The organism is Bacteroidetes bacterium GWF2_43_63, from assembly GCA_001769275.1.
Lineage (GTDB): Bacteria > Bacteroidota > Bacteroidia > Bacteroidales > DTU049 > GWF2-43-63.
Genome location: MEOQ01000004.1, coordinates 44661 through 65797, shown reverse-complemented (window position 1 = coordinate 65797; position 21137 = coordinate 44661). Strand labels below are relative to the sequence as shown.

Annotated in this window: 23 protein-coding genes, 1 tRNA gene and 1 pseudogene (1 of these 25 only partly in view); 19 read left to right on the top strand and 6 right to left on the bottom strand. The window is 41.3% G+C overall.

Translation table 11 applies throughout. The features are described 5' to 3' along the window. Window positions 1–2 precede the first annotated feature (2 nt). From A2W93_12230 to A2W93_12220, 3 genes are read left to right on the top strand one after another with little or no spacing between them, the layout of a single operon-like run. On the top strand, window positions 3–1865 hold the full coding sequence (locus tag A2W93_12230) for a hypothetical protein (GenBank protein ID OFY56388.1): 1863 nt from the start codon (window positions 3–5) through the stop codon (window positions 1863–1865). Continuing rightward, complete coding sequence (locus A2W93_12225) at window positions 1862–2656, top strand: hypothetical protein (GenBank protein ID OFY56387.1); 795 nt, start codon at window positions 1862–1864, stop codon at window positions 2654–2656. Before A2W93_12230 ends, A2W93_12225 begins: the two co-directional genes overlap by 4 nt. Then, window positions 2653–2928, top strand: a complete 276-nt coding sequence (locus A2W93_12220; GenBank protein OFY56386.1) for a hypothetical protein — start codon at window positions 2653–2655, stop codon at window positions 2926–2928. The genes A2W93_12225 and A2W93_12220 overlap by 4 nt, the downstream gene beginning before the upstream one ends. Window position 2929: 1 nt before the next feature. Here A2W93_12220 and A2W93_12215 read toward each other — a convergent pair whose 3' ends face one another. Both A2W93_12215 and A2W93_12210 read right to left on the bottom strand, forming a co-directional pair. Then, window positions 2930–3313 carry a GxxExxY protein gene (locus tag A2W93_12215; protein ID OFY56385.1) on the bottom strand — a complete coding sequence of 128 codons (384 nt, stop codon included), beginning with the start codon at window positions 3311–3313 and terminating at the stop codon, window positions 2930–2932. Between the two features lie 225 nt (window positions 3314–3538). Further along, entirely contained in the window at window positions 3539–5002 is a 1464-nt protein-coding gene (locus tag A2W93_12210) for a hypothetical protein (protein OFY56384.1), read from the bottom strand. 179 nt (window positions 5003–5181) lie between these two features. On the opposite strand from A2W93_12210, the gene A2W93_12205 reads away from it, so the two are divergent. From A2W93_12205 to A2W93_12195, 3 genes are all read left to right on the top strand, one after another. After that, a tRNA-Ser gene (locus A2W93_12205) sits at window positions 5182–5266 on the top strand. 241 nt (window positions 5267–5507) lie between these two features. After that, window positions 5508–6764, top strand: coding sequence for a hypothetical protein (locus A2W93_12200; GenBank protein ID OFY56397.1), 1257 nt, complete (start codon window positions 5508–5510; stop codon window positions 6762–6764). Window positions 6765–7354: 590 nt separating this feature from the next. Further along, a complete protein-coding gene (locus tag A2W93_12195) occupies window positions 7355–8101 on the top strand; it encodes a hypothetical protein (GenBank protein ID OFY56383.1) in 747 nt (248 codons plus the stop codon). 256 nt (window positions 8102–8357) lie between these two features. Here A2W93_12195 and A2W93_12190 read toward each other — a convergent pair whose 3' ends face one another. The 4 genes from A2W93_12190 to A2W93_12175 form a co-directional block, all read right to left on the bottom strand. Next, window positions 8358–9089 (bottom strand): hypothetical protein, encoded by a 732-nt coding sequence (locus tag A2W93_12190; protein ID OFY56382.1) that lies wholly within the window; start codon window positions 9087–9089, stop codon window positions 8358–8360. Between the two features lie 48 nt (window positions 9090–9137). Continuing rightward, entirely contained in the window at window positions 9138–9638 is a 501-nt protein-coding gene (locus tag A2W93_12185) for a hypothetical protein (protein OFY56381.1), read from the bottom strand. Window positions 9639–10020: 382 nt separating this feature from the next. Continuing rightward, window positions 10021–11349: a hypothetical protein gene (locus A2W93_12180; protein ID OFY56380.1), complete on the bottom strand. Its 1329-nt coding sequence runs from the start codon at window positions 11347–11349 to the stop codon at window positions 10021–10023. Between the two features lie 188 nt (window positions 11350–11537). Further along, entirely contained in the window at window positions 11538–12311 is a 774-nt protein-coding gene (locus A2W93_12175) for a hypothetical protein (GenBank protein OFY56379.1), read from the bottom strand. Between the two features lie 442 nt (window positions 12312–12753). Here A2W93_12175 and A2W93_12170 point away from each other — a divergent pair, with 442 nt between their 5' ends. From A2W93_12170 to A2W93_12110, 13 genes and pseudogenes are all read left to right on the top strand, one after another. Further along, window positions 12754–13254, top strand: coding sequence for a hypothetical protein (locus A2W93_12170; protein OFY56378.1), 501 nt, complete (start codon window positions 12754–12756; stop codon window positions 13252–13254). After that, complete coding sequence (locus A2W93_12165) at window positions 13251–15089, top strand: hypothetical protein (GenBank protein OFY56377.1); 1839 nt, start codon at window positions 13251–13253, stop codon at window positions 15087–15089. The genes A2W93_12170 and A2W93_12165 overlap by 4 nt, the downstream gene beginning before the upstream one ends. Before the next feature lie 34 nt (window positions 15090–15123). Next, window positions 15124–15648, top strand: a complete 525-nt coding sequence (locus tag A2W93_12160) for a hypothetical protein (GenBank protein ID OFY56376.1) — start codon at window positions 15124–15126, stop codon at window positions 15646–15648. Between the two features lie 31 nt (window positions 15649–15679). Beyond that, window positions 15680–16390 (top strand): hypothetical protein, encoded by a 711-nt coding sequence (locus A2W93_12155; protein OFY56375.1) that lies wholly within the window; start codon window positions 15680–15682, stop codon window positions 16388–16390. A gap of 71 nt (window positions 16391–16461) precedes the next feature. Next, a complete protein-coding gene (locus tag A2W93_12150; GenBank protein OFY56374.1) occupies window positions 16462–16845 on the top strand; it encodes a hypothetical protein in 384 nt (127 codons plus the stop codon). 1 nt (window position 16846) lies between these two features. Further along, complete coding sequence (locus A2W93_12145) at window positions 16847–17239, top strand: hypothetical protein (GenBank protein ID OFY56373.1); 393 nt, start codon at window positions 16847–16849, stop codon at window positions 17237–17239. Between the two features lies 1 nt (window position 17240). Then, on the top strand, window positions 17241–17564 hold the full coding sequence (locus tag A2W93_12140) for a hypothetical protein (protein ID OFY56372.1): 324 nt from the start codon (window positions 17241–17243) through the stop codon (window positions 17562–17564). A 1-nt stretch (window position 17565) separates the two neighbouring features. Beyond that, on the top strand, window positions 17566–18426 hold the full coding sequence (locus A2W93_12135; protein ID OFY56371.1) for a hypothetical protein: 861 nt from the start codon (window positions 17566–17568) through the stop codon (window positions 18424–18426). Then, window positions 18423–18611 carry a hypothetical protein gene (locus tag A2W93_12130; protein ID OFY56370.1) on the top strand — a complete coding sequence of 63 codons (189 nt, stop codon included), beginning with the start codon at window positions 18423–18425 and terminating at the stop codon, window positions 18609–18611. Before A2W93_12135 ends, A2W93_12130 begins: the two co-directional genes overlap by 4 nt. Then, window positions 18611–19693 carry a hypothetical protein gene (locus tag A2W93_12125; protein OFY56369.1) on the top strand — a complete coding sequence of 361 codons (1083 nt, stop codon included), beginning with the start codon at window positions 18611–18613 and terminating at the stop codon, window positions 19691–19693. The genes A2W93_12130 and A2W93_12125 overlap by 1 nt, the downstream gene beginning before the upstream one ends. Next, complete coding sequence (locus A2W93_12120; GenBank protein ID OFY56368.1) at window positions 19690–20274, top strand: hypothetical protein; 585 nt, start codon at window positions 19690–19692, stop codon at window positions 20272–20274. The genes A2W93_12125 and A2W93_12120 overlap by 4 nt, the downstream gene beginning before the upstream one ends. A 12-nt stretch (window positions 20275–20286) precedes the next feature. Then, entirely contained in the window at window positions 20287–20559 is a 273-nt protein-coding gene (locus A2W93_12115) for a hypothetical protein (GenBank protein ID OFY56367.1), read from the top strand. Window positions 20560–20617: 58 nt separating this feature from the next. Further along, window positions 20618–21137: pseudogene (locus A2W93_12110) on the top strand (hypothetical protein) (it continues 233 nt past the right edge of the window).

Genomic DNA, 21137 nt, shown 5'->3' with positions numbered 1-21137 from the left:
CTATGAAAACGATTTTCTCAATAGCATGTTTATTTTTCAGTCTGGCAATTACGGCGCAGATTCAGTTTTCTGCTTCGAGCGATTATAGCTCAGTTCCACTTAACTCCAGAGTAAAAGTCACTTACACATTGTCTGGAGGAAATGCCGAAACGTTCACCAAACCTACGTTTGATGGCTTTCAGGTGGTTGGTCAGTCTTCGTATTCCGGTGGCGGTGGTATGCAGATTATCGTAAACGGACAACTTGTTCAGAGTAGTCCCGGTGAATCGAAATGGATTTTTACACTGGCACCGAAATCAGCCGGCACCTATACAATTGGACCTGCTAAAGTAAAAATCAAAGGTCAGACATATAGTTCAAACAGCATTAACATCACCGTTACAAACAGCGGAAATGCTGTAAAATCGCAGGGACAGGCAAATAACAATTCAGCCAAACCCGACAATAAACAACCTACTACAACTTCGGGAGGAAAAGAATTATTTCTGACTGCAACTCCATCAAAATTGAGGGTGTACGAAGGAGAACAATTTACAGTGTCGTACAGACTTTATACGCGCTACGACATTTCGCAATATGGTATTGAAAAAACACCATCTATGGACGGCTTTTGGACTGAAGAACTGACTGATACAAAAACGGCCGCCAAAACATGGGAAGAGACCATTGAAGGGAAAAGATATATAGTTGGTGAAATCAGGAAAGTGGCTCTGATAGCGCAAAAAACAGGAACACTCAATGTCCCGTCGCTTGAACTCGAAGCAATAGTGCAGATTCCCAATCAACAAAATTATAATCCATTTTCGATTTTTGATCAATTTTTCAAAGACCCGTTTGGTTCATCCGGCGTCGATCCCTTTGCCGGATTTGGTGTCACCACAGAGAAAAGAAAAATTGTCAGCAATCCATTTTCAATAACAGTCATGCCGCTTCCGGAGAATGGAAAACCGGAAACATTCAATGGTGCTGTTGGAGATTTCAATATAGAAACAGAAATCGATCGCAACAAATGCTTCACTGGCGACGCAGTGGTGCTCACAATGAAAGTCAGCGGTAACGGCAATCTTCCACTCATTGAATGGACGGAACCCAACATCCCCGAAAGTTTTGAATGGTTTGATCCCGATATTATTGATGACTTTAATAAAACGAATGACGGAATCAGTGGAAGCCGCACCTTTGAATTCCTGCTTCAACCAACGGTTCCAGGTGATTTTAAAGTAACACCCGCTTCATTCGCATTTTTCAATCCAAACACAGGTAAATACGAAACAATTAAGTTGCCGGAATACAGCATAAAAGTGCTGAAAGGCAGCGGTTCGAATGTGAGCTCCGAAAAATTGCTGAACGAAGATATTCGTCATATTCATGAGAAGACTCCACCTTTAATTATTCATTCAAAAACCTTTGCATTTTCGCCCACATACTGGACTTTGGTAGTGTTACTCATAATGGCTGCAGCCATTATTTTGTGGTATTTTCGTAAACGAATCAGACTGAAAGCCAATATTTCGGAATACCGGATGCGAATGGCCATGCGTCAGGCCCGGCGACGTCTAAAAACGGCAAAAGCATTTCTCGATCAGGGTAAAGACGAAGAGTATTATACAGAATTATCAAAAGCGCTATGGCTCTATCTTACTGATAAGTTCACTATTCCATTTTCTGAACTGAGCCTTTCCAATGCAAAGGAAATTCTTCTCCGAAGCAATGTGCCAGCAGATATTTCAGAAGATTTTTCAAATATTCTGGATGAATGTGAATTCACGAGATTCGCTCCTGCAGCGGGCCGCATGAGTCAAAAAGAGTTGTATGAAAAATCAGCAGAACTGATTGTAAAAGTTCAAACACACGCAGTAAAATGAAAACACTGAAAATATTTTCTGGAATTGTTTTACTCATACTCTCAACTGGGAGCAGCGTTTGGAGCCAAACTCCGCAGGAACTTTTTTCGAAAGCATCTGCGCTTTATAATGAAAAGAAATATGAAGAGTCGGTAATTATTTACAACGATCTGCTGTGCAGTGGCTATTATTCAGACGATTTGTATTACAACCTCGGTAATGCATTATACCGAAACAACGATGCAGCCTCAGCTATATGGTGTTACGAAAAATGTCTGCTTCTCAATGCTTCGCACGAAGATGCCGCAGCAAATCTTTCATTTGTGAATAAAATAGTACTGGGCAATGCAGAAGTTGTTCCGGAAAACTTTTTCATCATGGCCTGGAACTGGCTATCAGCGCTAATGTCATGGCAGTGGTGGACCTATTTTTTCATCATCACACTCGCTGTATTTCTTACTGTCTCTATATTGTTTCTGATTTCGGCATCAAACAAAAGCCGAAGAATTTTCTTTCTGGCCGCAGCATCTTTATTTATTGTTGTATTAATAGCTCTGGCGCAGAGTATCAGCGGAAATTACAATATCCGCCATTCAAAAAAAGCGATTGTTGTAAACGAAGCGGCTCAGTTGCGAAGTTCTCCGGACCAGAACGGGACAGGGATTGCGATGATTCAGCCAGGCATCAAAGTTCGTATTCTTGAAAATAAAACACCGTGGCTTCGCGTCATCACCCCCGACGGCACGCAAGGCTGGGTGCTCGAAGACAGGGTCGTTCGGCTGAATGCGATTTCGCCGCTGCTCTCGGAATGAGGACGCAGAGTACTCATTTGTTTCGCGCAGAGAACGCTATGGCGCAGAGAGAATATACAATGGTATCGCGCAGAGAGAGTTCACTTGTGTTTCTCGCAGAGAACACAGAGACGCAGAGAGGGTGCGCATCTGGTTCGCGCAGAGGGCGCTATGGCGCAGAGAGAATATATAATGGCATCGCGCAGAGAACGCTATGGCGCAGAGATCACAAAAAAAAGAACAGAGTAAGTTTGATTCTGGAATTCAATCCAGCTCGAGGTGATTTTGAGTAATCTACTCCTCCAAGTTGTTTACAATTCGGGTGATGCCGTCTTTCAGCAAAACTTCATTGAAATTCAAAATAAGACCCAGACGTTTGTCAGTAATTCTTAAATAAGTCAGCAGGATTTTTTTCATAACCTTGTCAACTTCTTTAACGCTTTTCATTTCAATAATTACTTTGTTTTCAACAACGATATCTGCACGAAAAGCAACATCCATGATCAATCCGTCATATACCAATTTCACAGGTTGTTGCCTTACGAAGCTCAGGCCAGCCTTTTTTAATTCGTGACATAAACACTCTTCATATACAGACTCAAGTAGACCTGGCCCCAGAATAGAGTGAACCTTAATAGCGAGGTTAATAATCAACTCGGAGATTTGATTTTCTTTCATGCTGATATATTTTTACAAATATCATCAATTATTTCAATTATAATTGAAAATCCGTATGTAAAGAAATCTCTCGGTAATTTCAAATAATGAAAGAGTACATCTCAACTACAGGAATAAAAAAATCTCTGCTTACCTAAAATTTCCGCGAGACAAATCCCTCTGCGATCTTTGCGTGAGAAATATCTCTGCGTCTTTGCGACCTCTGCGTGAGAATTTCTTTGCGTGTTAGTGCGGGGTGCTGAAATATTCATCAACCTTGCTGCCCCAGCCGAAATCGGGCTTCTGCTCATCCAGACTGTTGGTGGTGAAATTGCGCTTCAGCAACTTTGATTTCCAGTTTGAGTCATAAATTTCGCCAATAGCATCGCTGTGAATGAGCTCGTAATCATTGGTTACAAGATCAGCATTGCAGAAAATAAATTTCCGGTTACTCTGATTCATGACTTTATAATAATGCCAGATCTCATACGGATAAGCAGCAGGCTCGTGCGGAACAGCAGTAATGGTGTTTGGTTCGCCATATTTTAAATAAACATATCCACGATCTGTCTCATACCCTTTTCGAATTCGTGTGCTGAAATTCGCATTCACTTTTATCACCTGCTTGTAATAATCGATCCATGCAGTTTCAGGCGATGCCTCGTTTCGCTGTATCCAGAAATTAAGAAAAAAGCGCTGTAATGCCGCGACATCAGCTGTCTTCATGTTGTTGTCAACATACACTTTTTCCATCTCAGTTGATATCGGTCTGAGCGAGCGGATAAATTCCTTGAGTGAATCGATTTGCGTCATGCTGCTTACAAAAGATGCCGCAACATAAGAATCATCAACCATGGCAAGCTCCTGCTCGCTATCATTCCATCGTTCGAAAAAAACACGGTTCGAAGCCATCAGGTTGTTTTCACGGTCTTTGATTTCGAGCACAAGAAAATAATTTCCGGTTGGCAAAGTTGAGATTTCGAACTCATGTATAATGGCTTCCGCGTTTTTCGAATCAAGTCTTTTTTGAAACACAAGGCCCGGAATCTTGCGACTAGTCTGCAATTCCTCAATGTATGTTCTGAAAAGATATTTACTGCTGTCGCCCAATATCGAAAGCATATTATACATTTCTGCATAAAACAAAAGCTTCGAAACTGACGTCGGATAAATATTCAGCGGCAAAGGAAGCAGGTCGAAACCAGCTTTGGAACTACCACTGGGAGTAGTCGCTTTTTCTGCGGACTGCAAAAGTTCAATCCCTGAAATCTGAATTTCTTTGTTTTTATAATCAATCGTTACCGGCTCCGCAATTACAATAGCCGGTTCAGTTCCATACGCATCTTTAATAGAAATTTCCATCGAATAGTCACCATTTGGAACACTGATTCGCTGCTGATCGTGGAAAAGCATATTAAAACCCAGCGAATCTTTCATCTCAGGACTATGCAGGTTGTATTTACGAAACGCTTTAATTGAGTCATTCTGCTTGAAAAGAATCAGCACTTCGAGTTTTGCCTGTAGCAGTCCGTTTTCATTTAGTTGATAATTGACCGAATTGCCATTGTATGCCAGATATGTTTCAACATAAGGCCCATCCTGCGGACTGTAAAAAGTGCAATAAGAAATATAAACATTCAGTTTCTTTGGCGCAGCAAAAATATTTATAGTGCAGAAACCGATGACCAGAAGCAATAGAAGCTTTTTCATAAGGTGAGTTTTTGGCAGTACAAATATAATCAAAATAAGGCAAAAGGCCAAGAGAGTTAGCCATGGTGCTTCGCGGATAAGTTTACGGTGCAATTTTGTTTCGTGCGCAAAATCAGTCAGTTAAAGAAAAGGGAGCAAATCGGGAGCTGTGAATTAAAAATTATTTGTACTTTTGTCGCGGAGAGCTGGCAGAGTGGTCGATCGCGGCGGTCTTGAAAACCGTTGACCCGCAAGGGTCCGGGGGTTCGAATCCCTCGCTCTCCGCGGAAACAAAGAGTAAAACAACGTAAAGTCCTGAAAATCAATGATTTCAGGACTTTTTTATTTCTTAAATCTTTGTAAAATATCGCAAAAAACAACCTAGTTTACTGTCTTTTTAGCTACCACTTTTAAAATAAGTCCCTTGTCAGCTAATTTGGTTCTTATTCGCTGTAATGCAGTACTTTGCATTTTGTCTGAAGCCTTAAATTTCGTACTTTTAACTAACAAAAACAAGGAGGTCCAGATGACAAAGAGAACCAAAATTTCAATCTCGTTTTACATTAAAAGAACAAGGATTCTTCAAAACGGAGAAGTCCCTATCTTCGTGAAAATCTCGGCTGACAGCGGAAAAGAAGAATTTTCAATTGCAAAATCAATCAATCCGGAGCTGTGGAATTCCGAAAAAGGAGGTGCTTCTGGCAACACAAAGGAGGCAAAAGACATTAATGACTATATTCACTACGTGCGGCTCCAGATCTCAGATCACGCAAATAAGCTGCGCGAGGAGGTTCGGGAGCTTACGGCTCTGAATATAAAAAACTCATTTCTGGGCGTTGCAATTGACGAAAAAACCTTGTGTTCTGTTTTTCAGGAACACAATGACAGAGTGAAAATACTGATCGGTAAAGACTTTGCAAAAGCTACCTATACGAGATATGTAACAAATCTTACGTTACTTAGACAGTATATGATGGAACGCTATAGAGTAACTGATCTGCCTTTACGAAAGATAACCCCGGACTTTATTACTGGTTTCGATGCATTTCTAAAGACCACACGCGGTTGCTGCCACAACACGGCGACAAAGTACCTGAAAAACTTCAAAAAGATCATGTCCATTTGTACCGGAAATGGCTGGATACCGGTCAATCCGTTTGCCAACATTAAGTTCCGTCTGGAAAAAGTGGAAAAGGGTTTTCTGACAAATAAGGAATTGGAAATAATCAGAACGAAGAAGTTCAATTCAGAGCGGCTGCAGATGGTGGCAGATGTCTTTCTGTTCGGGTGTTTTACCGGCTATGCTTATTCTGATTTACAACGGCTGAAGCCTGAAAACCTTGTGCGCTCCGATGATGGCAGGCTTTGGATTCATGCAAAGCGGCATAAAACAGATATGCTTTCGCATGTTCCCCTGTTACCAGTTGCAAAGGAAATACTTGATAAATACAAGTATCATCCGTATTGCCAGGATAAAAATGTGCTGCTGCCTGTTTTGTCAAACCAGAAACTGAATGCCTATCTGAAGGAAGTTGCAGATGTTTGTGGCATTGAAAAGGAAATTACAACGCACATGGCAAGACACACTTTTGCCACCACAGTTACCCTGAACAATGGCATTCCTATCGAAAGTGTCTCAAAAATGCTCGGACACAGCTCAATTTCGATGACGCAGATCTACGCCAAGCTTCTTGACAATAAGGTCGGCCGTGATATGGACAAGCTGACGAAAAAATATGATGCTGGCAAAACGTCATTCTCTTTTGATATAAACCCCAACTAACAAAAATCAATTCTGTAAAAGGTCACCGATCCGGTGGCCTTTTTTTGTGCAATCTACAGTATAAGGATGCATCAGACTGAATGAAAACCTGTGGTAGCAACATTTTCCGGATGTTCACGTATCTTTGATAAAAACAATCAAGCCATGTCAAAGGTCGTAAAAACTCAGAAAGAATTAGCCCTGGAATACGGTGTTTGCCGCAACACTTTCCGTAAATGGCTCAAACCAATAGAAAAGAAGTTGAAGCTCTCCCGTAGGCCTTTGCTTGCCTGGCAGGTGAAGATGATATATGAGTTTTTGGATGAGCCGTGATTTAGAGATATAAAGGAATTGGCTTTTAATCAATTTAATCTCTAAAGGTAAAATTCGGTGTTGAAAAAATGTGCGACCTTGACAAGGTAGAACTTTACAAAATAATATTCAAATCATTTTTCTATCTTTGTATTCGCATGTCGTAAAAAACGTGCATTTTATTGGCAAAAAAGCGTAACTATCGATTTTAATCTGAATATTTGACACGATAGAATTTGTCCCACGCTTTCTGATTATTAATGTCGCCTTGGGACTGGGTGGCGTGAAATTATACAATTATGAAACAATTCTTTTTGTACGCTGCTTACCTGCTTTGTGGCATTTTTGTTTTCCAAACCATTCCTGTAAAAGCTCAATCAGAAACATCATCAAAAGATTACACTCTTGCTTATGTTGGAGACAGAGTAGCGGGAATTTACATTTTTCTAAGATGTGAGCCATATCAGAAATACACTTATATAGCAACAGTAAAAGTAAAGGTATCATGGACAGGGACAATTGATGAATCATTTGAAAAGTGTATAAAAAAAGCAAAGAGAAAGTATCCGAGTTTCAATGGAATGATATTCCGAAATAATGCGTTTTCAAAAGCAGATTTAATACGATTTGATGATGTGGCAGCAGGAAGAGAGGGATACGAGATTGATGATTTTGTGTCATTTACAAAATCGGATGAAATTTATTATGGGCAAATTATTCAACTCAAAACGCAATCAAGGCAGGTTGTCATAAAACACAAGACAATTTATGGCGAAGAAGAGCTGAGTACAATCTATACGAAGTATGTCACGAATCTATCGAAAGAGCAGTATAACGAAAAGCTGGTTGAGTTTCAAAAAAAAATAGATTCCTACAAGTTCAACATTGGAGATAAAGTGAGGTGGATTTATGGAAATGAAGTTAGAGAAGGAGAGATTCTTACTTTGGATGAAAAATATCATCGTGCAACAGTTCAATATACAAGCACTGACGGGACAAAGAAAATTCAGAAACTGGATTATGTCAAACTGACGAAGCTGCAATAAGGATGATGTCCCAATCAGCCATTGTATTCAATACATAGAGATAGTAATTGTTCAACTTTGAATTCTTTATGTTATGCTCCTTCTGTTTTTTTGTTAAAAGTGAATGACGTTTAACGTTTTGCAGCTACCTAAAGGGTGGGACTTTTATCACAAAACTTAAATTGAAAAACCACTGCTTGATTACCCCCCAAACTGCCATTGGAACACGAAATTCCACCTTTTGGGTTGGTACTTTTAGCAATTCGGCTTTCTGTCGTTATAGCTTTAGTTGTAATGTTATGCTTTTGTAATACACTTTAAGGCTTTGTCTTTCGTGGTCACCCACAAAACTGTTATGAGCCACTAAGCATCGAATCTTATAAAGTTCGTCAATCATTACATTCAACCAATGTTCATTTTTATTCGGAAAATATTTTCCAAAAACATTCCAGTTAGCAAAAATTATTTTCCCGAGTTGGATAAAGTCGCAATAGAACAACTCATTGTCTCCACGAACAGGAAGATATTTACTTTCCTTTTCGCTTTCTTTCATTTTGTTAATTGTGTCTTGAACTTTTGTCGGTACAGTAACCGTTTCTGTTGTCATTATCTCTCCAATGAATATTCTCAATGAGTTTTCAATGCAATACAAGTATAAATACACATCAGACATTTCACGTCCTTTATCTTGAATGTCTTGAGGTAAAAGGTTTAGTTGCCCGAAGTCAACTTGTTGAACAATATCCGCTATTGCGTCAGCCATTGTTTCTGTTCCGTATAAAGAGTTGACAAGTGGGTAAAAAGCATCTCTTATAAATGTTCGTCTTCCATCATATGGTTTTGAAACAACTTGCATTTCTATTTTAAACTCTTTGAGAGTGCCACAAGTCGTTACAAATTTTGGAGCTAAGGTTTTAAATCTTTCTTGTCTAAGAAGTAATTGTCTCAGTTGCTTGTATTCATTTTCGTTTTGTTCATCAATTACCAAGTTAGTAGCTGCACTTGTCATTAAGTTTTTTAATCTCTCAACATTTGTTTGATAATCGTCCATGGGATTTTATAATTTAGGTCCAGTCGTGTCAGCCTGTGCAAAAACCCAGACTTCAAAACCCTCATAAAATTTCATTACTAAAATTTGGTCGTTAGTGTCTTCGGATTCCGTCTGAAGGAATGAAAACTTGAATACTTCAGGGTTTGTTCCTTCAAATGTTGGAGTGTCCAATACTTTTTTTGCACTTTGAATTAGAATACCAAAATCATCGGCATCCATTCCGGCGTGCCGCAGAAATTCAGTACCAATTGCTAATTCTCTGTTCCAAGTAGTTCCATATTTATTAAAATAAGTAGCATATGCGATTTTCCGCATAACCAAGTCAATTCTATCTCTGTCAATCTGAAATGCGTAAGTAGGTTTTATCTCTTCACCTTCTTTTTCCCTGTAATAAACACCTTTTCTGACTTTAGTCGTGGCAGATAAAAGTTTAGGGCTTCTAATAAATGATTTTACACAACTTTGAAGAAAGTGAGAAAGTGCCACTTCGTTATTACCAATTGTCATAGCTATGATATTTCTTACATACTCGTCATCTTTGGAAGTGTCTTCATTGTGCACCGCACAAGAGTCAACCTTAGTTAATATTCCCTTTACTTCTCCTATTGGAAAAAAACATCTCGCAGGAGCGTGTTCTTGTGATGTGGCGGGTTGTCCGCAAATATAACAGCTCATATCTTTGTTTTTATTAATTTATTGTTCTGTTGTCGTGTCGTTTTAAGTTGAGTGTCAGTTAACGGTTTGCACCTACAAGAAGTTGGCGATTTAGAAGCATTATAATGTCTGCCTCACCAAAACTTAACACGAAGGACAAAGCTTCATTTAACCACTGAACCGCAAATTTCTTGTAGGTGCTGTTATGTTTTTGTGCATTTTTGTCCATGTCTATTCATTGTCTGTTTGTACTGAATTCTATTTCAAGTAGGAACTTTAAAGTTGTTTCAGCTTTGCTTTTCATAGCGATTAATTGTTGTGGTGTGAAACCACTTTCGATGCTATGTGTCCCATCCTGAAAAATGTTAATAAACTCAAGAGTTGCTTGAATATTCTTTTCTACAAATTTATCAAACGGTTTATTTGAAATATTTCTGCATATAAAATGCAATCTTGCTTTTCTTGTTGGCTTGCCTTGATCATAAAAGGTTGGGTTTTCTGTCCAAGTTTTCACTTTATCATCTGGTGCAAGCTGATGCAAAACATGAGTGAATAATTCCCTTAATGAAGCCGTAAACTGTCTTACTTTGTCAGAATTATTTGTATTAAATGTTTCTATTGCCCCTTTCCACATGTTCAAAAGACCAGAATGAACTTTTGGCAAATATAGATTTAGTGAGTACTCGTTTTCATATTGAATCTCATTTTTTAATAATTCTTCCTCTGTTGTTATTTCTTCGTCCGCAGAAAGCAATTCTAAAAGATTTGCACCTGTATATAGCTCAACTGGAGCCAGTTTTGTTAATGACGGGCTAAGCTCAATATATGAAGATGGATTTGTACCAAAAGACCTTAGAAGTTCTGAATAGTCCATTGAAAGTTCCAAAAATGAACTACTAATCAACCCTTTTGACACTTCATCCAAACCTACTTTATATCCAAGGTCAGCCCATGAAAAATTGGCAAGTGATTTTTCTGTGTAGAGAGAATATTCTGTTGCTTTTGCTAAACTTGATTGCACACTAAATGCTGACAAATTTTGAGAACCAAACATTTCTATCAAAGATTTACTTGATTGAAAAATATCTAAACCAGCAAAATCAGGAGAAGTTAGAAATGAACTTTTAGCAATTGTTTCACCATACCAACTAGGATAATTTGGAGTCACTAGTGAAGCCAAATTATTTACTGTGTCAAGTGTTGACAAACCACTATATGCAAGTGTCGCATGTCTTGAAAAGTCTAAGGCTGGTGATATAAAATTGTGTTGGTCAAATTTCGGCAACATACTTTCAAACGTATTAAACGAAGAAAGTTTGTCTTGAATACCACAAAAAGCATTTAATAATGATGTTTGATAAATAGGGGATGTCAAATGACTAAGTTGATTCGAAAGCGAATTTATATTTGAATTGTAACCAGATAAAAAATCTATTGCTGGTCTGTAGTTGTTTTCTTCCACTTGTGCTTTAGATTTGGCAGATTGAACGATAGCTCCCATATATTTTTTGTTTCGCTTTTTTTTCGCTTTTCTATTTCCCGTTGTCTTTGTTGTCTTTTTCATCCTATATGAAATTATTGCTCAACTTTAATGATATTAATGCCGTCATAGCAGGACACATTACCTTTTGTACCTTTGCGTTTTGGCGGATTAGATTCTCTAACTTTTCTGAGCGCATACAGTTTATTAATTGTGATACTGTTCATATTCTCATTTCCAACACCATAACGCAAAGGTACTTTTACCGGCAATTATTTTACTTTTTCACTGGATACAAAGATATATCTTCTAAAAAGTTCTTCGTGACCGCCGTCCAATTCAATGTCTAACTGGTTGGTTAAAGCAAGTTGTTGAAGGTCTTCGTAAATTTTCTCAACCAAGTCACCGATTGCTTCAAGATTAGCCCAGGTCTGCGATTCTAGTTTTACATTGTTGTAATTTCCGTCCCAGTTTTCAGCTGGTGCTTTTACAATTGGTTTAGTCGGATGATGACCAAGATGAAAAAAATTGTTCTTTCCATTGTATTTATTAAAAATGCTATAGTCATGAAAAAAAGCATTTCTCAAGGCGTAAATAATGTCGATTTCGTCATCGCTAAGCGTTGTGAAGTATTTCAAGCACTTTTTTATTGCTGATATGCTTCCAGTAATTTTTGCTTTGCTTTTTGGCTTATAACATTTTCCAATTTGATCTAACAATGCCAAATAACCCATTGTGCCAAGCCAACTACCTAAATGTCCTCTGAAGTACGGTCCGTTGTCATCTTTAGAGCATTTTGAATTGTCTGGAAATTTGTCGCCAGTGTCCATGTGTCTACCTGATATTTTTCTGGCGTCTTTAAGTCCGCCGCACAGTCCAGAAATAAATGTCATACCGTTTTGACTGATATAATTGGTTGTCAGATGTGCTTTTATTGCTTCTTGTTCTGTCATTGCGTATTTTGATCTTTTATAATTGTATGTATGTCCTGCAGACGCAACACAAATATAGCAATTGCATCTATGCAGATTAAATAAATTGTGCATTTATTTTGAAAACGTATCATATCTTGTTGATATATTGATGTTTGCAAATCAATCAAATTTTATTTACGCAATTTTGGGTTACTTGCCAAACAAGGCTCAAAAACACCCCAACTCTCGCCCAACTTTGTAACACTTTGCCCTACTTCGCTCTGGTTGGTTAACTTTTGCAACAGCATACCCCGCTCACCGACACATCTTTGTATCACTAACCGCCCGACAAAGGGCAAAAAAGCAAAGATATGTCACAGAACGAAACAAATTCGATTGTATCAACGGCATCGGGAATGGCCGGAGGAATGGGAAAGGCGCTTTCCCTCAACCCCCTTTTCGCTACGATCTCATTTCAGGCAATCCTTGAGGTTGCGCTGTATGCTGCCGTTTCGGCCCTGGTGGGCTATGGCGTCAAGTTAATGATTGACTTTATTAGAAATCCACGACGCAAATGAATTTCCTTTTTAAAATAGGAATTATTGGTGGGCTTGGCTACGGAGTCTACAAACTCCTCGGGATGAAGAAAATTTCCGAGAAGGTAGTGACCTCGCTTTCCAATCCGCGTGTTCATGCCATTGATATGCGAGGTCTTGTTGTGCGGACTGAAATCAATGTTGCAAACCCGACCCGGTCAACAATGAACATTACCAAACCGGTGATTACACTGACAACAAATGGGAAATACATTGCCAGTTCGCGACCTGAAAACAAGGTTTTCAAAATCCTGCCACTTGCTGAAACAAAGATCGACACGATTGAAGTGGCGGTTCCCTGGACAATTCTGGTTGGATATGTCGGCGGCTTGCTTGCAAAAATTCCGCAGATCATTGCTGCATTCAAAGTGAAAGATATGAACGCAGTTGGTGATGCCCTTGCAATTCCGCTTGAAATGCAGTATTCGCTTTATGCCAACGGACTTTCGTACGAATCAGAACCGGAGAAAATATTATGAGCAACAAGTTCTCCATACAATCCATCAGCAGTGGCTATCGCCCCATTCAGGACGGAAGTCGGTTTGACCAGTTCTTTGGATTTCCGGATGAAAAGGACAGAGTCATAATCAAAGATGGCGAAGTCGAAGACACCGTTGAGCTGATGAAGAAAGTCGTTTGGAAATACATCAACGACACAAAGAAAATTGCTCCGCGTCTGAAAGGCAGAACAGTAGCAGAAACCTGCGAAAACATCTGGAATTTTCTCTACAATCATGTGCAATACAAACTCGATCAGAAAGGGCTGGAACAACTGCGCCGGCCAAGCCGTAGCTGGTCGGAACGTGAGACCGGAATCGACTGCGACTGCTTCTCCATTTTTGTTTCTTCCATTCTTACCAACCTCAGAATCCCCCACCGGTTCCGCATTACCAAGTATGACCAGGGCATGTATCAGCATGTTTATGTGGTCGTGCCAAAAGAAAACGAAAGCGGCGAATACATCATCGACTGCGTGCTTTCGCGCTTCAATTACGAAAAACCATACACCGCTAAAAAAGATTTTACCATGAGCCTGAACGGAATTAATGTAGCCGTCCTTTCCGGCACCACGACCAATGTAATGGATCTGGTGAACGATCTGGAAGGATTTGAAAATCTCGGTGCAGACAGCCAGCAGGAACGACTGCAGGCCATCTATGACCACCTTGTAAAAACCCGCAATATCATTGCCGGTAAACCGCAACTTGTCCAGAACGTGGACTATCCTCCTGCATTTCTTAAAATGCTCGATTACGCTATTGAGAACTGGAACACACCCAATCGCGACAAAGCCCTGACCATTTTGGCTCAGAACGAAGATGCTTTGAACAAGCATTATCAGCTGGACATCATTCCTGAGAATTCAGATCTGGAAGGACTGGACAACGACTGGTCGGAGCTCGACAATCTGAGCGATGAAGAGTTGCTGGGCGAACTCAGTGGTAAAAAGAGCAAAGCAAAAAAGCAGGCAAAAAAGGAACAGAAAAAAGCTGATCCGACAAAAAAAGGCTTTTTCAAAAAAGTCGGAGAAGCAGTAAAGAAAGGCGGTAAAGCCTTTATCCGCTATAATCCGGTGACCATTTCGGCCAGGAACGGATTTCTGCTTGCACTCAAACTGAACATCAAAAAGATGGCAAGCAAACTCAAATGGGGTTATGCTACAAAGGAACAGGCAGCAACCAAAGGCATCACCGCAGACAAATGGGAAAAGAGCAAAAACGCTTTGGCGAAGGTCGAAAAAATGTTTGCCGATAAACTGCAAGGCAAACGCGACAAACTGAAAAGCGCCATTCTGAAAGGAAAAGCTGGTGGGCTGAGCGGTACTGCTGAATCGGAATTTCTTCTTTCCGGATTGGGAGCCGCCCCTGCCGCCGCCGCTCTGGCTGCCGCAGTTCCTGTAATTGCATCTTGTCTCAAAATCATGGTGGACAGCGGCGTAATGTCCCAGGATGAAGCCGGCAATCTGCAGATGGAAATAGATGCCAGTGTTGCCGAGGGCGATAACATCATGGCCACCGATGAAGATTTTAAATCGGATACAACCGATGATGGATCGGGCGATTCAGGTGATGATTCATCAGGCGAAGGAGGCTTCTTTGGCTGGGTAACCCGAAATCCGCTGATTGCTATCGGCGGCGCAGGACTGGCCATTTGGGGCGTGAGTAAAATGTTCGGCGGAAAGAAAAAAGCTCCGGGTACTCAGAATTTATCCGGGACGCCAGCACCTGCAAAGAAAAAGCCGGGGCCCAAAAAGAAATCGAAAGCAAAGACCAGCGCGCGCAAAGCCAAAGTAAAGGCCATTCGGCTTTCATAAGTAAACTAAGTAAAACCTATAAAAATCAATTGTCATGGCAGCAAATGCAAAAACAACAAAGCCTAAACTGGACGCAAAGACAGTTTTTGAAGAACTCAAAACGCCCGGACTGATCATCATTGGAATGATTGGCGGCAACCTCGCCGGAAAACTCATTGATAAAGCATTGCCGATCGACGAGACCGCAACCGGTTTCCAGGCAAAAGCACTTATCAAACCCATCGTTCAGATCTCTGCCGGAATTGGCGGAGCCATTTTTCTGAAAGACAAAAATCTGAAGCTTATCGCCGGTGGCGTCGCTGCAAGCGGTATTGCTTCAACTGTGAAAGTGTTCCTGAAAAAGGACATTCTGAGTGGTCTCGGAGACTTCAACATTGCTGATCCTCTGAAAAGAGTTTTCCGCGATCCGATCAATCTGGCCATTGCACCCTACAACCCGGAACTTCCAGTTCTGAATGAAAACAATCCGGATCTCAGAACCATTGATATAGAATCTGCACCAGACGACATGGGAGAGCTGGCTGATTACGAAGAGATCCAGGAAGTACAAATCCTGTAACAAAATCAAATAACCAATAAAAAGTGCAATCATGTTAAACTTAGGACAGATCGCTACAAGCGACTACAACCTGCTCGGAGCTATTTCAGAAGAAGAGCTTCTCGGAGCAATCGAACGCGCCTCTCTGAACGAACGTAAACAGTTTGTTCGTAAGATTCAGGCCCAGACCAAACAGACCGTTGCCGCTGGCACCGGAACGCAGAACAGCCGTGGAGAATTTGAGAAACGTCTCCACTGGCTGCCAAAGGAAATCCAGCAGGGACTTGCGGGCAAAACGCTGCAGGCCGTTGATGCTGCCTACTACACCACAAAAAGCATTGCAACAAGTAAAATCGTTAAGATGCTGAAAGATGACGACAATAAAATTGTGGGTCAGTGCAACATCAGCTCCGCCAAGCTGGAAAAAGGAAACATCATGCTGCTGGCCGGAATTATTCTTCTTGCAGGTATTTCCGGAGTAGACAGAGGTGCTGCCGAAGTGAATTACGACATCCTGCCGGATTTTATCCGCAACGGTGAATTTGAATTCAAAGCAAACGGCACAACCCTCATCCCTTCAACATCGTGCGATGTATTCAACACTACCGGCATGAACATCCGCAAAGGACTGTTCGTGATGGACAACCCGAAAGTAATTCTTGATCAGCAAGCCATGGAACTGAACATTGAATGGGGCGCCAACGCGCCGGCCAACATGTACATGAAGGCAATCCTGATCGGAACATCTGTGACCAAGTACTAAAACGTTCTACAGGCCTGGTTAGGGTGATCCGCTCTGGTAGCCCTTTCCATTCCTGTATAAAAATCAAAATCATGAAACTGACCAAATATCAAATGATCAAAGTCAAGGTGGAAACGCCGGGACAAACAGTGCGGTTCTCCGCTGCAACGGATAAATTGTACTCAAAAGTTGAGGGAATTTATGTGTCGCTTCCCAAAGACGAATCGCACTACGGCAGCACAATGGAACTACGCATTGCAGAACAGGAAATCTTTCCCGAAGGCTTCGAAACCAAACTGCTGGCCACTGATCAGAGCTCAACACCCAACGAACGGTTTGTGATTTTTGACAATGACGAAGTGGTGGAAGCTGGTGGAAGCATCATTGAGGGCCGTTTTACAGATGGCGGGTTCAGCGATGGAATAACGTTCCCCTACTCTTTGAATATTTATCTGAAACTGAAAAACGTACAGTAAAATGGAAATCCGCAGGTATTTCATATTGCCGATTATCGTCCGCAAAGCTGGCCAGGTCATACCGATTGATCAAAATATACCTGCCCACATTATTAGTTGCAGAGGCATTCTGGCAACGGTGAAAGGATTTATTCAAACCGGTCACGAAATTCAGCACATAGGCGAAATCAGCATCCAGATTAATTCAGGCGAAGTTCATCCGTTGCATCATTCAGTCGGATATGCTGACAAACCCTTGCTGAAATGCAATCACTTTATGCAAATTGAAGAACAGATCACACCCGACATGCGGATCAGCGGCTACTATCAGGACGCCGCAACTGCAAAAGACGACAAAGGAACTTTCCTCCCCTATCAGGTTAATGTTTATCTGTATTGTAAAGCCACAAAATAAAATGGACCAGTATCTTCTTTCATATATCAACCAGCAGATGCTTGAACGCGGGTATAAAAAATACCGCTTCGAATCGCTCAGCATTCTTACAAAAGACGACGAGGTTGAATATCTGTACCCCGCCTACAATGAGTATCTGTTTCTGGTTTCAAAAGAGCTCGCAAACAACACCGTGATCTGCGCCGACAATAATGTTTATACAGTTAATCAGCATTACAAGCTCCAGGTCTTTGCACAGATCAGGGAATTCACCGGACAGATCAAAATCACCAATCCGGCTAACACAGTACAGTTGATTGAATTCATCCGAGTAATACCAAAATAAAATGGCAGCAAATAGTGTTTCATATTTTCTGAAAAGCCTTAACGCGAGAGCGAAAAAGGAGAGTGAAAAAGGGTTTAAAGTCTTTTTCAACGCCACTGTTTTTACCGATAATAGAAGCAACAAGGTGATAGAAATGGAACCTGTTGAACTCATGAACAGGCAGATCAACAACTTCCTGAAAACGGAACAACCGGAGATTTTGAAAATTGATCTCATCACGGAAGGAGGAAAATTAATTGATGGCAATGTGTGCGATCTGCGCACCCACAACGATGTTCAACCTGCTCATACTGTTCCGGGGCTCGGTGAAGTCGAAATCAATGCAATTGTTGAACGCCGGTTTGAAGAGAAACGCCGCGAAAATGACTTTTTCGAAATGAAAGAAATCGTCAAAGAACTTGCTGATGAAAACGATGAACTGAAAGCAAAGGTTGAGGAACTGGAAGCGCATAACCAGGAACTGGAAACAAATCTGGAGCAAAAGAACCAGATCCGGTATTACGCTGGTATGCTGGGCGATATTCTGGAAAGCATCGGCATCAGAAAAGAGAAGCTCAGTAAGCCCATTGCCGAGCTCATGGGAATTGATGAAAAAGAAGAACAGAAAATGCTCCCGGCAAAAGATGACAAATCCGGAATCGTTTACGAATCCACTGCCGCACCGCAAAACAGCTCTGTGCCGATGTCGTCCGATGAACAAAAACGCTTCGAAGTGATCTCGCTGATCAGTCAGTTTCTCAACAGCATCGACAATCAACTGTTGGGCGAACTCTTTTCCATCTTCTCCGAAATTGAGGCCAACAAAAGCCTTGCTCCCGAATTGCTCGAATACATTGAAAAGAAAAAAGAATTTTCATCATGACAACCTTCGAATTCAAAGTTAAGATTGAAGCGCAAAGCGCTGATGAAGCAAAGGAAATCCTTCAGGCTATGTTTGATCTGATGAAGACTACACGCCAGGAACTTTCCACAAAAGACTTCATCGATTTCTCAAAGAAAATCAAAGCTAAACCCAGTCTTGTGCGCAAGGCCAAAATGTTCATCTGATGGCAGCAAAAAAAGAAAATACAAAAAAAGCTCCCGGTGAAACCCGGGCCGAACAAGCACTCGACTATGTTATGCAACATCCCGGGCGGGTACTGGTGGGTGGCGCTGTGATTGGACTCAGCGGATTAATCCTGTACAAAATTGGCAAAAACATGATTGCCAAAGCGCAGCAAAAGAACACCGAAATGAAACTGGACGACAGTCCGGAAGTGAGGCAAGCCGCGGTTATTCATGATGCGCTGAATCCGTCAGGAATTTCCATTCTGAAAAGCTTTGACAGCACCAATACCGACAAAATTTATGACGCCGCTAAGAACATGACCAATTTTGACGAGGTCGTAAAATCGTACAACAAGATGTATGGCGGAGATCTGATTGCAGAGTTGCAGAATGAACTCAGTGCCGATGAATACCAGAAACTCATGACGCTGATTTCAACGATCCCTGGTAAATCCGGCGCACCGGCTGTGACTTTCGCCAAAAAGAATCAGATGGTGGTTGCCAAAAAAGAAGTGTATGTGCGAAAAACTCCGGATGCCAGTTATCACGAAGCATGGTATGAAAGCTCCAAGGGAAACAACATTTTGTTTCAGGCAAAGCCGGGCGATTTCATTGGTTATGCCACCGGCAAGCAGGAACTCGATCTGAAAAACAATGTCAAGTTTATCCAGGTTGGATACATTGTTAAGAAAGAGGGACTGCCTGCCGCTTTCAAAGCATACGCCGGAAAATCATACACCATGTGGATTGCTTCGAGTAAAGACTATGTGGATGTTTTCGACTATTTCAAACAGATGTTTCTGCAATATCCAAACACAAAAACGGTCGTCACTTTCAAAAAGCCGCTTGATTACTACGATACCACTGTGAAAGGGTTTACAACAAAAATGGTGGTTAGTACATCGGACACAAAAATCCTGAACGAAAAAATGCAGCCGTATTGCACGGTGGAAAGGTTTGTTTTACTGGGAGAGTTCCTGGGATCGCTTGTACAGGGCAAAACGAATTACATCAAGTTTCTGACTGTAGACAACACGGAACGATGGGTGGATTCAAGAACCGTAAAAATTATTGCACAATGATTCTCACTAACCGCATAGTCTGTAACAAAGGCGAGAGCCGAAGTGCATTTGCAGAGAAAGTCAAAAGCATTTGCGAAAAGCTGGCCATTAATCCAAACTGGCTGATGGTGGTCATGCTGCATGAAAGTGGCATCAACGCTCAGGCTGTAAACAAGCAGAAAGGCGATCACTCCGATGCTTGTACCCGCTCCTATTATCGTGCAACCGGCCTCATTCAGTTCATGCCCACCACGGCCATGTGGCTGGGGACAAGCACACAGGCATTGTATAAAATGAATAATCTGCAGCAATTGGATTACGTGTACAAATATTTCAAACCCTATTCAGGACGAATTAAAAGCTACTACGATCTTTACATGATCACCTTTTGGCCCGCCGCCATTGGCAAACCCGACAACTACGTCATTCAGTCTTCCACGATCCCGGCATCGGTAGTTGCAGAGCGAAACCCTTCGCTTGATATCAACAGGGATGGTAAAATTACGGTAGGCGAAGCAAAACAGATCATGCTGAAAGCCATCCCTGTTGAATTTCTCAATGATGTTCTGTCCGACGATGAAAAAAAAAGCTCGGGCTCTTAGGTTTTCTGATACTTGGCATTGGAGGCCTGTTTCTGTGGCGGAGCATACGAAAAAGAAACAAGAATAAAACAAAGACGAAATAAAATGAAACACTCGAAAAGATATCTGATCACCATCATCGCCGGGATTCTGCTGGCGGTGTTGGCCATTCTGTCAATCTTCAACGGCATGGAAGTTCTTGCGTCGGCCTGTGTTGCAGGAATCATGACCATTCTCACCTCTTACATCTGGAGTGAAACAAAACGCCCAAGTAACAACAACGACAATGAAACGAAACCGCAATAATCTGACATGGCTCTGCATAGTACTTCTGTTTGCCTTTATTTCGTTTATAACGGGCAGAATGTACAAGAGCGAACGTAGTAATCGCATTCGGCTGGAACAATCATTTGTTGCCGCAAATCAGGAGGTACAGTATTACAAATCCCGCAACGGTGAACTGGTTGCAAAAGTGGATGTTATTCAACTGAAATACGATGAGCTGAAAGAAATTTATCCGGAAATTTTAGCAGAAATCCGCAATCTGAAAATCAAGCCTGGTCGCGTTGACCAGTATTCCGAAACAGTCATTCATGAACAGAAAGACATCGTGACTACTCTTCGCGACAGCCTGATATACGACACCATTCCGGTAAGGGTTTTCAATTACAGTGATGCGTTTTATACTGTGTCCGGCATTGCAATAGCAGACACACAGCGGGTACATATTGAAAGCCGCGACAGCCTGATCCAGGTCATTTACAAAGGCGAACGCATTAAGCCCTGGCTATGGATTTTCTCACGCCGAAAATTGCAGCAGGCCATCACTTGTAAAAACCCAAATTGTAAAATCGAGTATTCAAAAACCATAAAAATTGTAAAAT

Excerpts from the sequence above, each read along its gene's own strand:
- A2W93_12230 (OFY56388.1), top strand. The coding sequence starts at position 3 with ATGAAAACGATTTTCTCAATAGCATGTTTATTTTTCAGTCTGGCAATT.
- A2W93_12225 (OFY56387.1), top strand. The coding sequence starts at position 1,862 with ATGAAAACACTGAAAATATTTTCTGGAATTGTTTTACTCATACTCTCA.
- A2W93_12220 (OFY56386.1), top strand. The coding sequence starts at position 2,653 with ATGAGGACGCAGAGTACTCATTTGTTTCGCGCAGAGAACGCTATGGCG.
- A2W93_12215 (OFY56385.1), bottom strand. The coding sequence starts at position 3,313 with ATGAAAGAAAATCAAATCTCCGAGTTGATTATTAACCTCGCTATTAAG.
- A2W93_12210 (OFY56384.1), bottom strand. The coding sequence starts at position 5,002 with ATGAAAAAGCTTCTATTGCTTCTGGTCATCGGTTTCTGCACTATAAAT.
- A2W93_12200 (OFY56397.1), top strand. The coding sequence starts at position 5,508 with ATGACAAAGAGAACCAAAATTTCAATCTCGTTTTACATTAAAAGAACA.
- A2W93_12195 (OFY56383.1), top strand. The coding sequence starts at position 7,355 with ATGAAACAATTCTTTTTGTACGCTGCTTACCTGCTTTGTGGCATTTTT.
- A2W93_12190 (OFY56382.1), bottom strand. The coding sequence starts at position 9,089 with ATGACAAGTGCAGCTACTAACTTGGTAATTGATGAACAAAACGAAAAT.
- A2W93_12185 (OFY56381.1), bottom strand. The coding sequence starts at position 9,638 with ATGACAATTGGTAATAACGAAGTGGCACTTTCTCACTTTCTTCAAAGT.
- A2W93_12180 (OFY56380.1), bottom strand. The coding sequence starts at position 11,349 with ATGAAAAAGACAACAAAGACAACGGGAAATAGAAAAGCGAAAAAAAAG.
- A2W93_12175 (OFY56379.1), bottom strand. The coding sequence starts at position 12,311 with ATGCACAATTTATTTAATCTGCATAGATGCAATTGCTATATTTGTGTT.
- A2W93_12170 (OFY56378.1), top strand. The coding sequence starts at position 12,754 with ATGAATTTCCTTTTTAAAATAGGAATTATTGGTGGGCTTGGCTACGGA.
- A2W93_12165 (OFY56377.1), top strand. The coding sequence starts at position 13,251 with ATGAGCAACAAGTTCTCCATACAATCCATCAGCAGTGGCTATCGCCCC.
- A2W93_12160 (OFY56376.1), top strand. The coding sequence starts at position 15,124 with ATGGCAGCAAATGCAAAAACAACAAAGCCTAAACTGGACGCAAAGACA.
- A2W93_12155 (OFY56375.1), top strand. The coding sequence starts at position 15,680 with ATGTTAAACTTAGGACAGATCGCTACAAGCGACTACAACCTGCTCGGA.
- A2W93_12150 (OFY56374.1), top strand. The coding sequence starts at position 16,462 with ATGAAACTGACCAAATATCAAATGATCAAAGTCAAGGTGGAAACGCCG.
- A2W93_12145 (OFY56373.1), top strand. The coding sequence starts at position 16,847 with ATGGAAATCCGCAGGTATTTCATATTGCCGATTATCGTCCGCAAAGCT.
- A2W93_12140 (OFY56372.1), top strand. The coding sequence starts at position 17,241 with ATGGACCAGTATCTTCTTTCATATATCAACCAGCAGATGCTTGAACGC.
- A2W93_12135 (OFY56371.1), top strand. The coding sequence starts at position 17,566 with ATGGCAGCAAATAGTGTTTCATATTTTCTGAAAAGCCTTAACGCGAGA.
- A2W93_12130 (OFY56370.1), top strand. The coding sequence starts at position 18,423 with ATGACAACCTTCGAATTCAAAGTTAAGATTGAAGCGCAAAGCGCTGAT.
- A2W93_12125 (OFY56369.1), top strand. The coding sequence starts at position 18,611 with ATGGCAGCAAAAAAAGAAAATACAAAAAAAGCTCCCGGTGAAACCCGG.
- A2W93_12120 (OFY56368.1), top strand. The coding sequence starts at position 19,690 with ATGATTCTCACTAACCGCATAGTCTGTAACAAAGGCGAGAGCCGAAGT.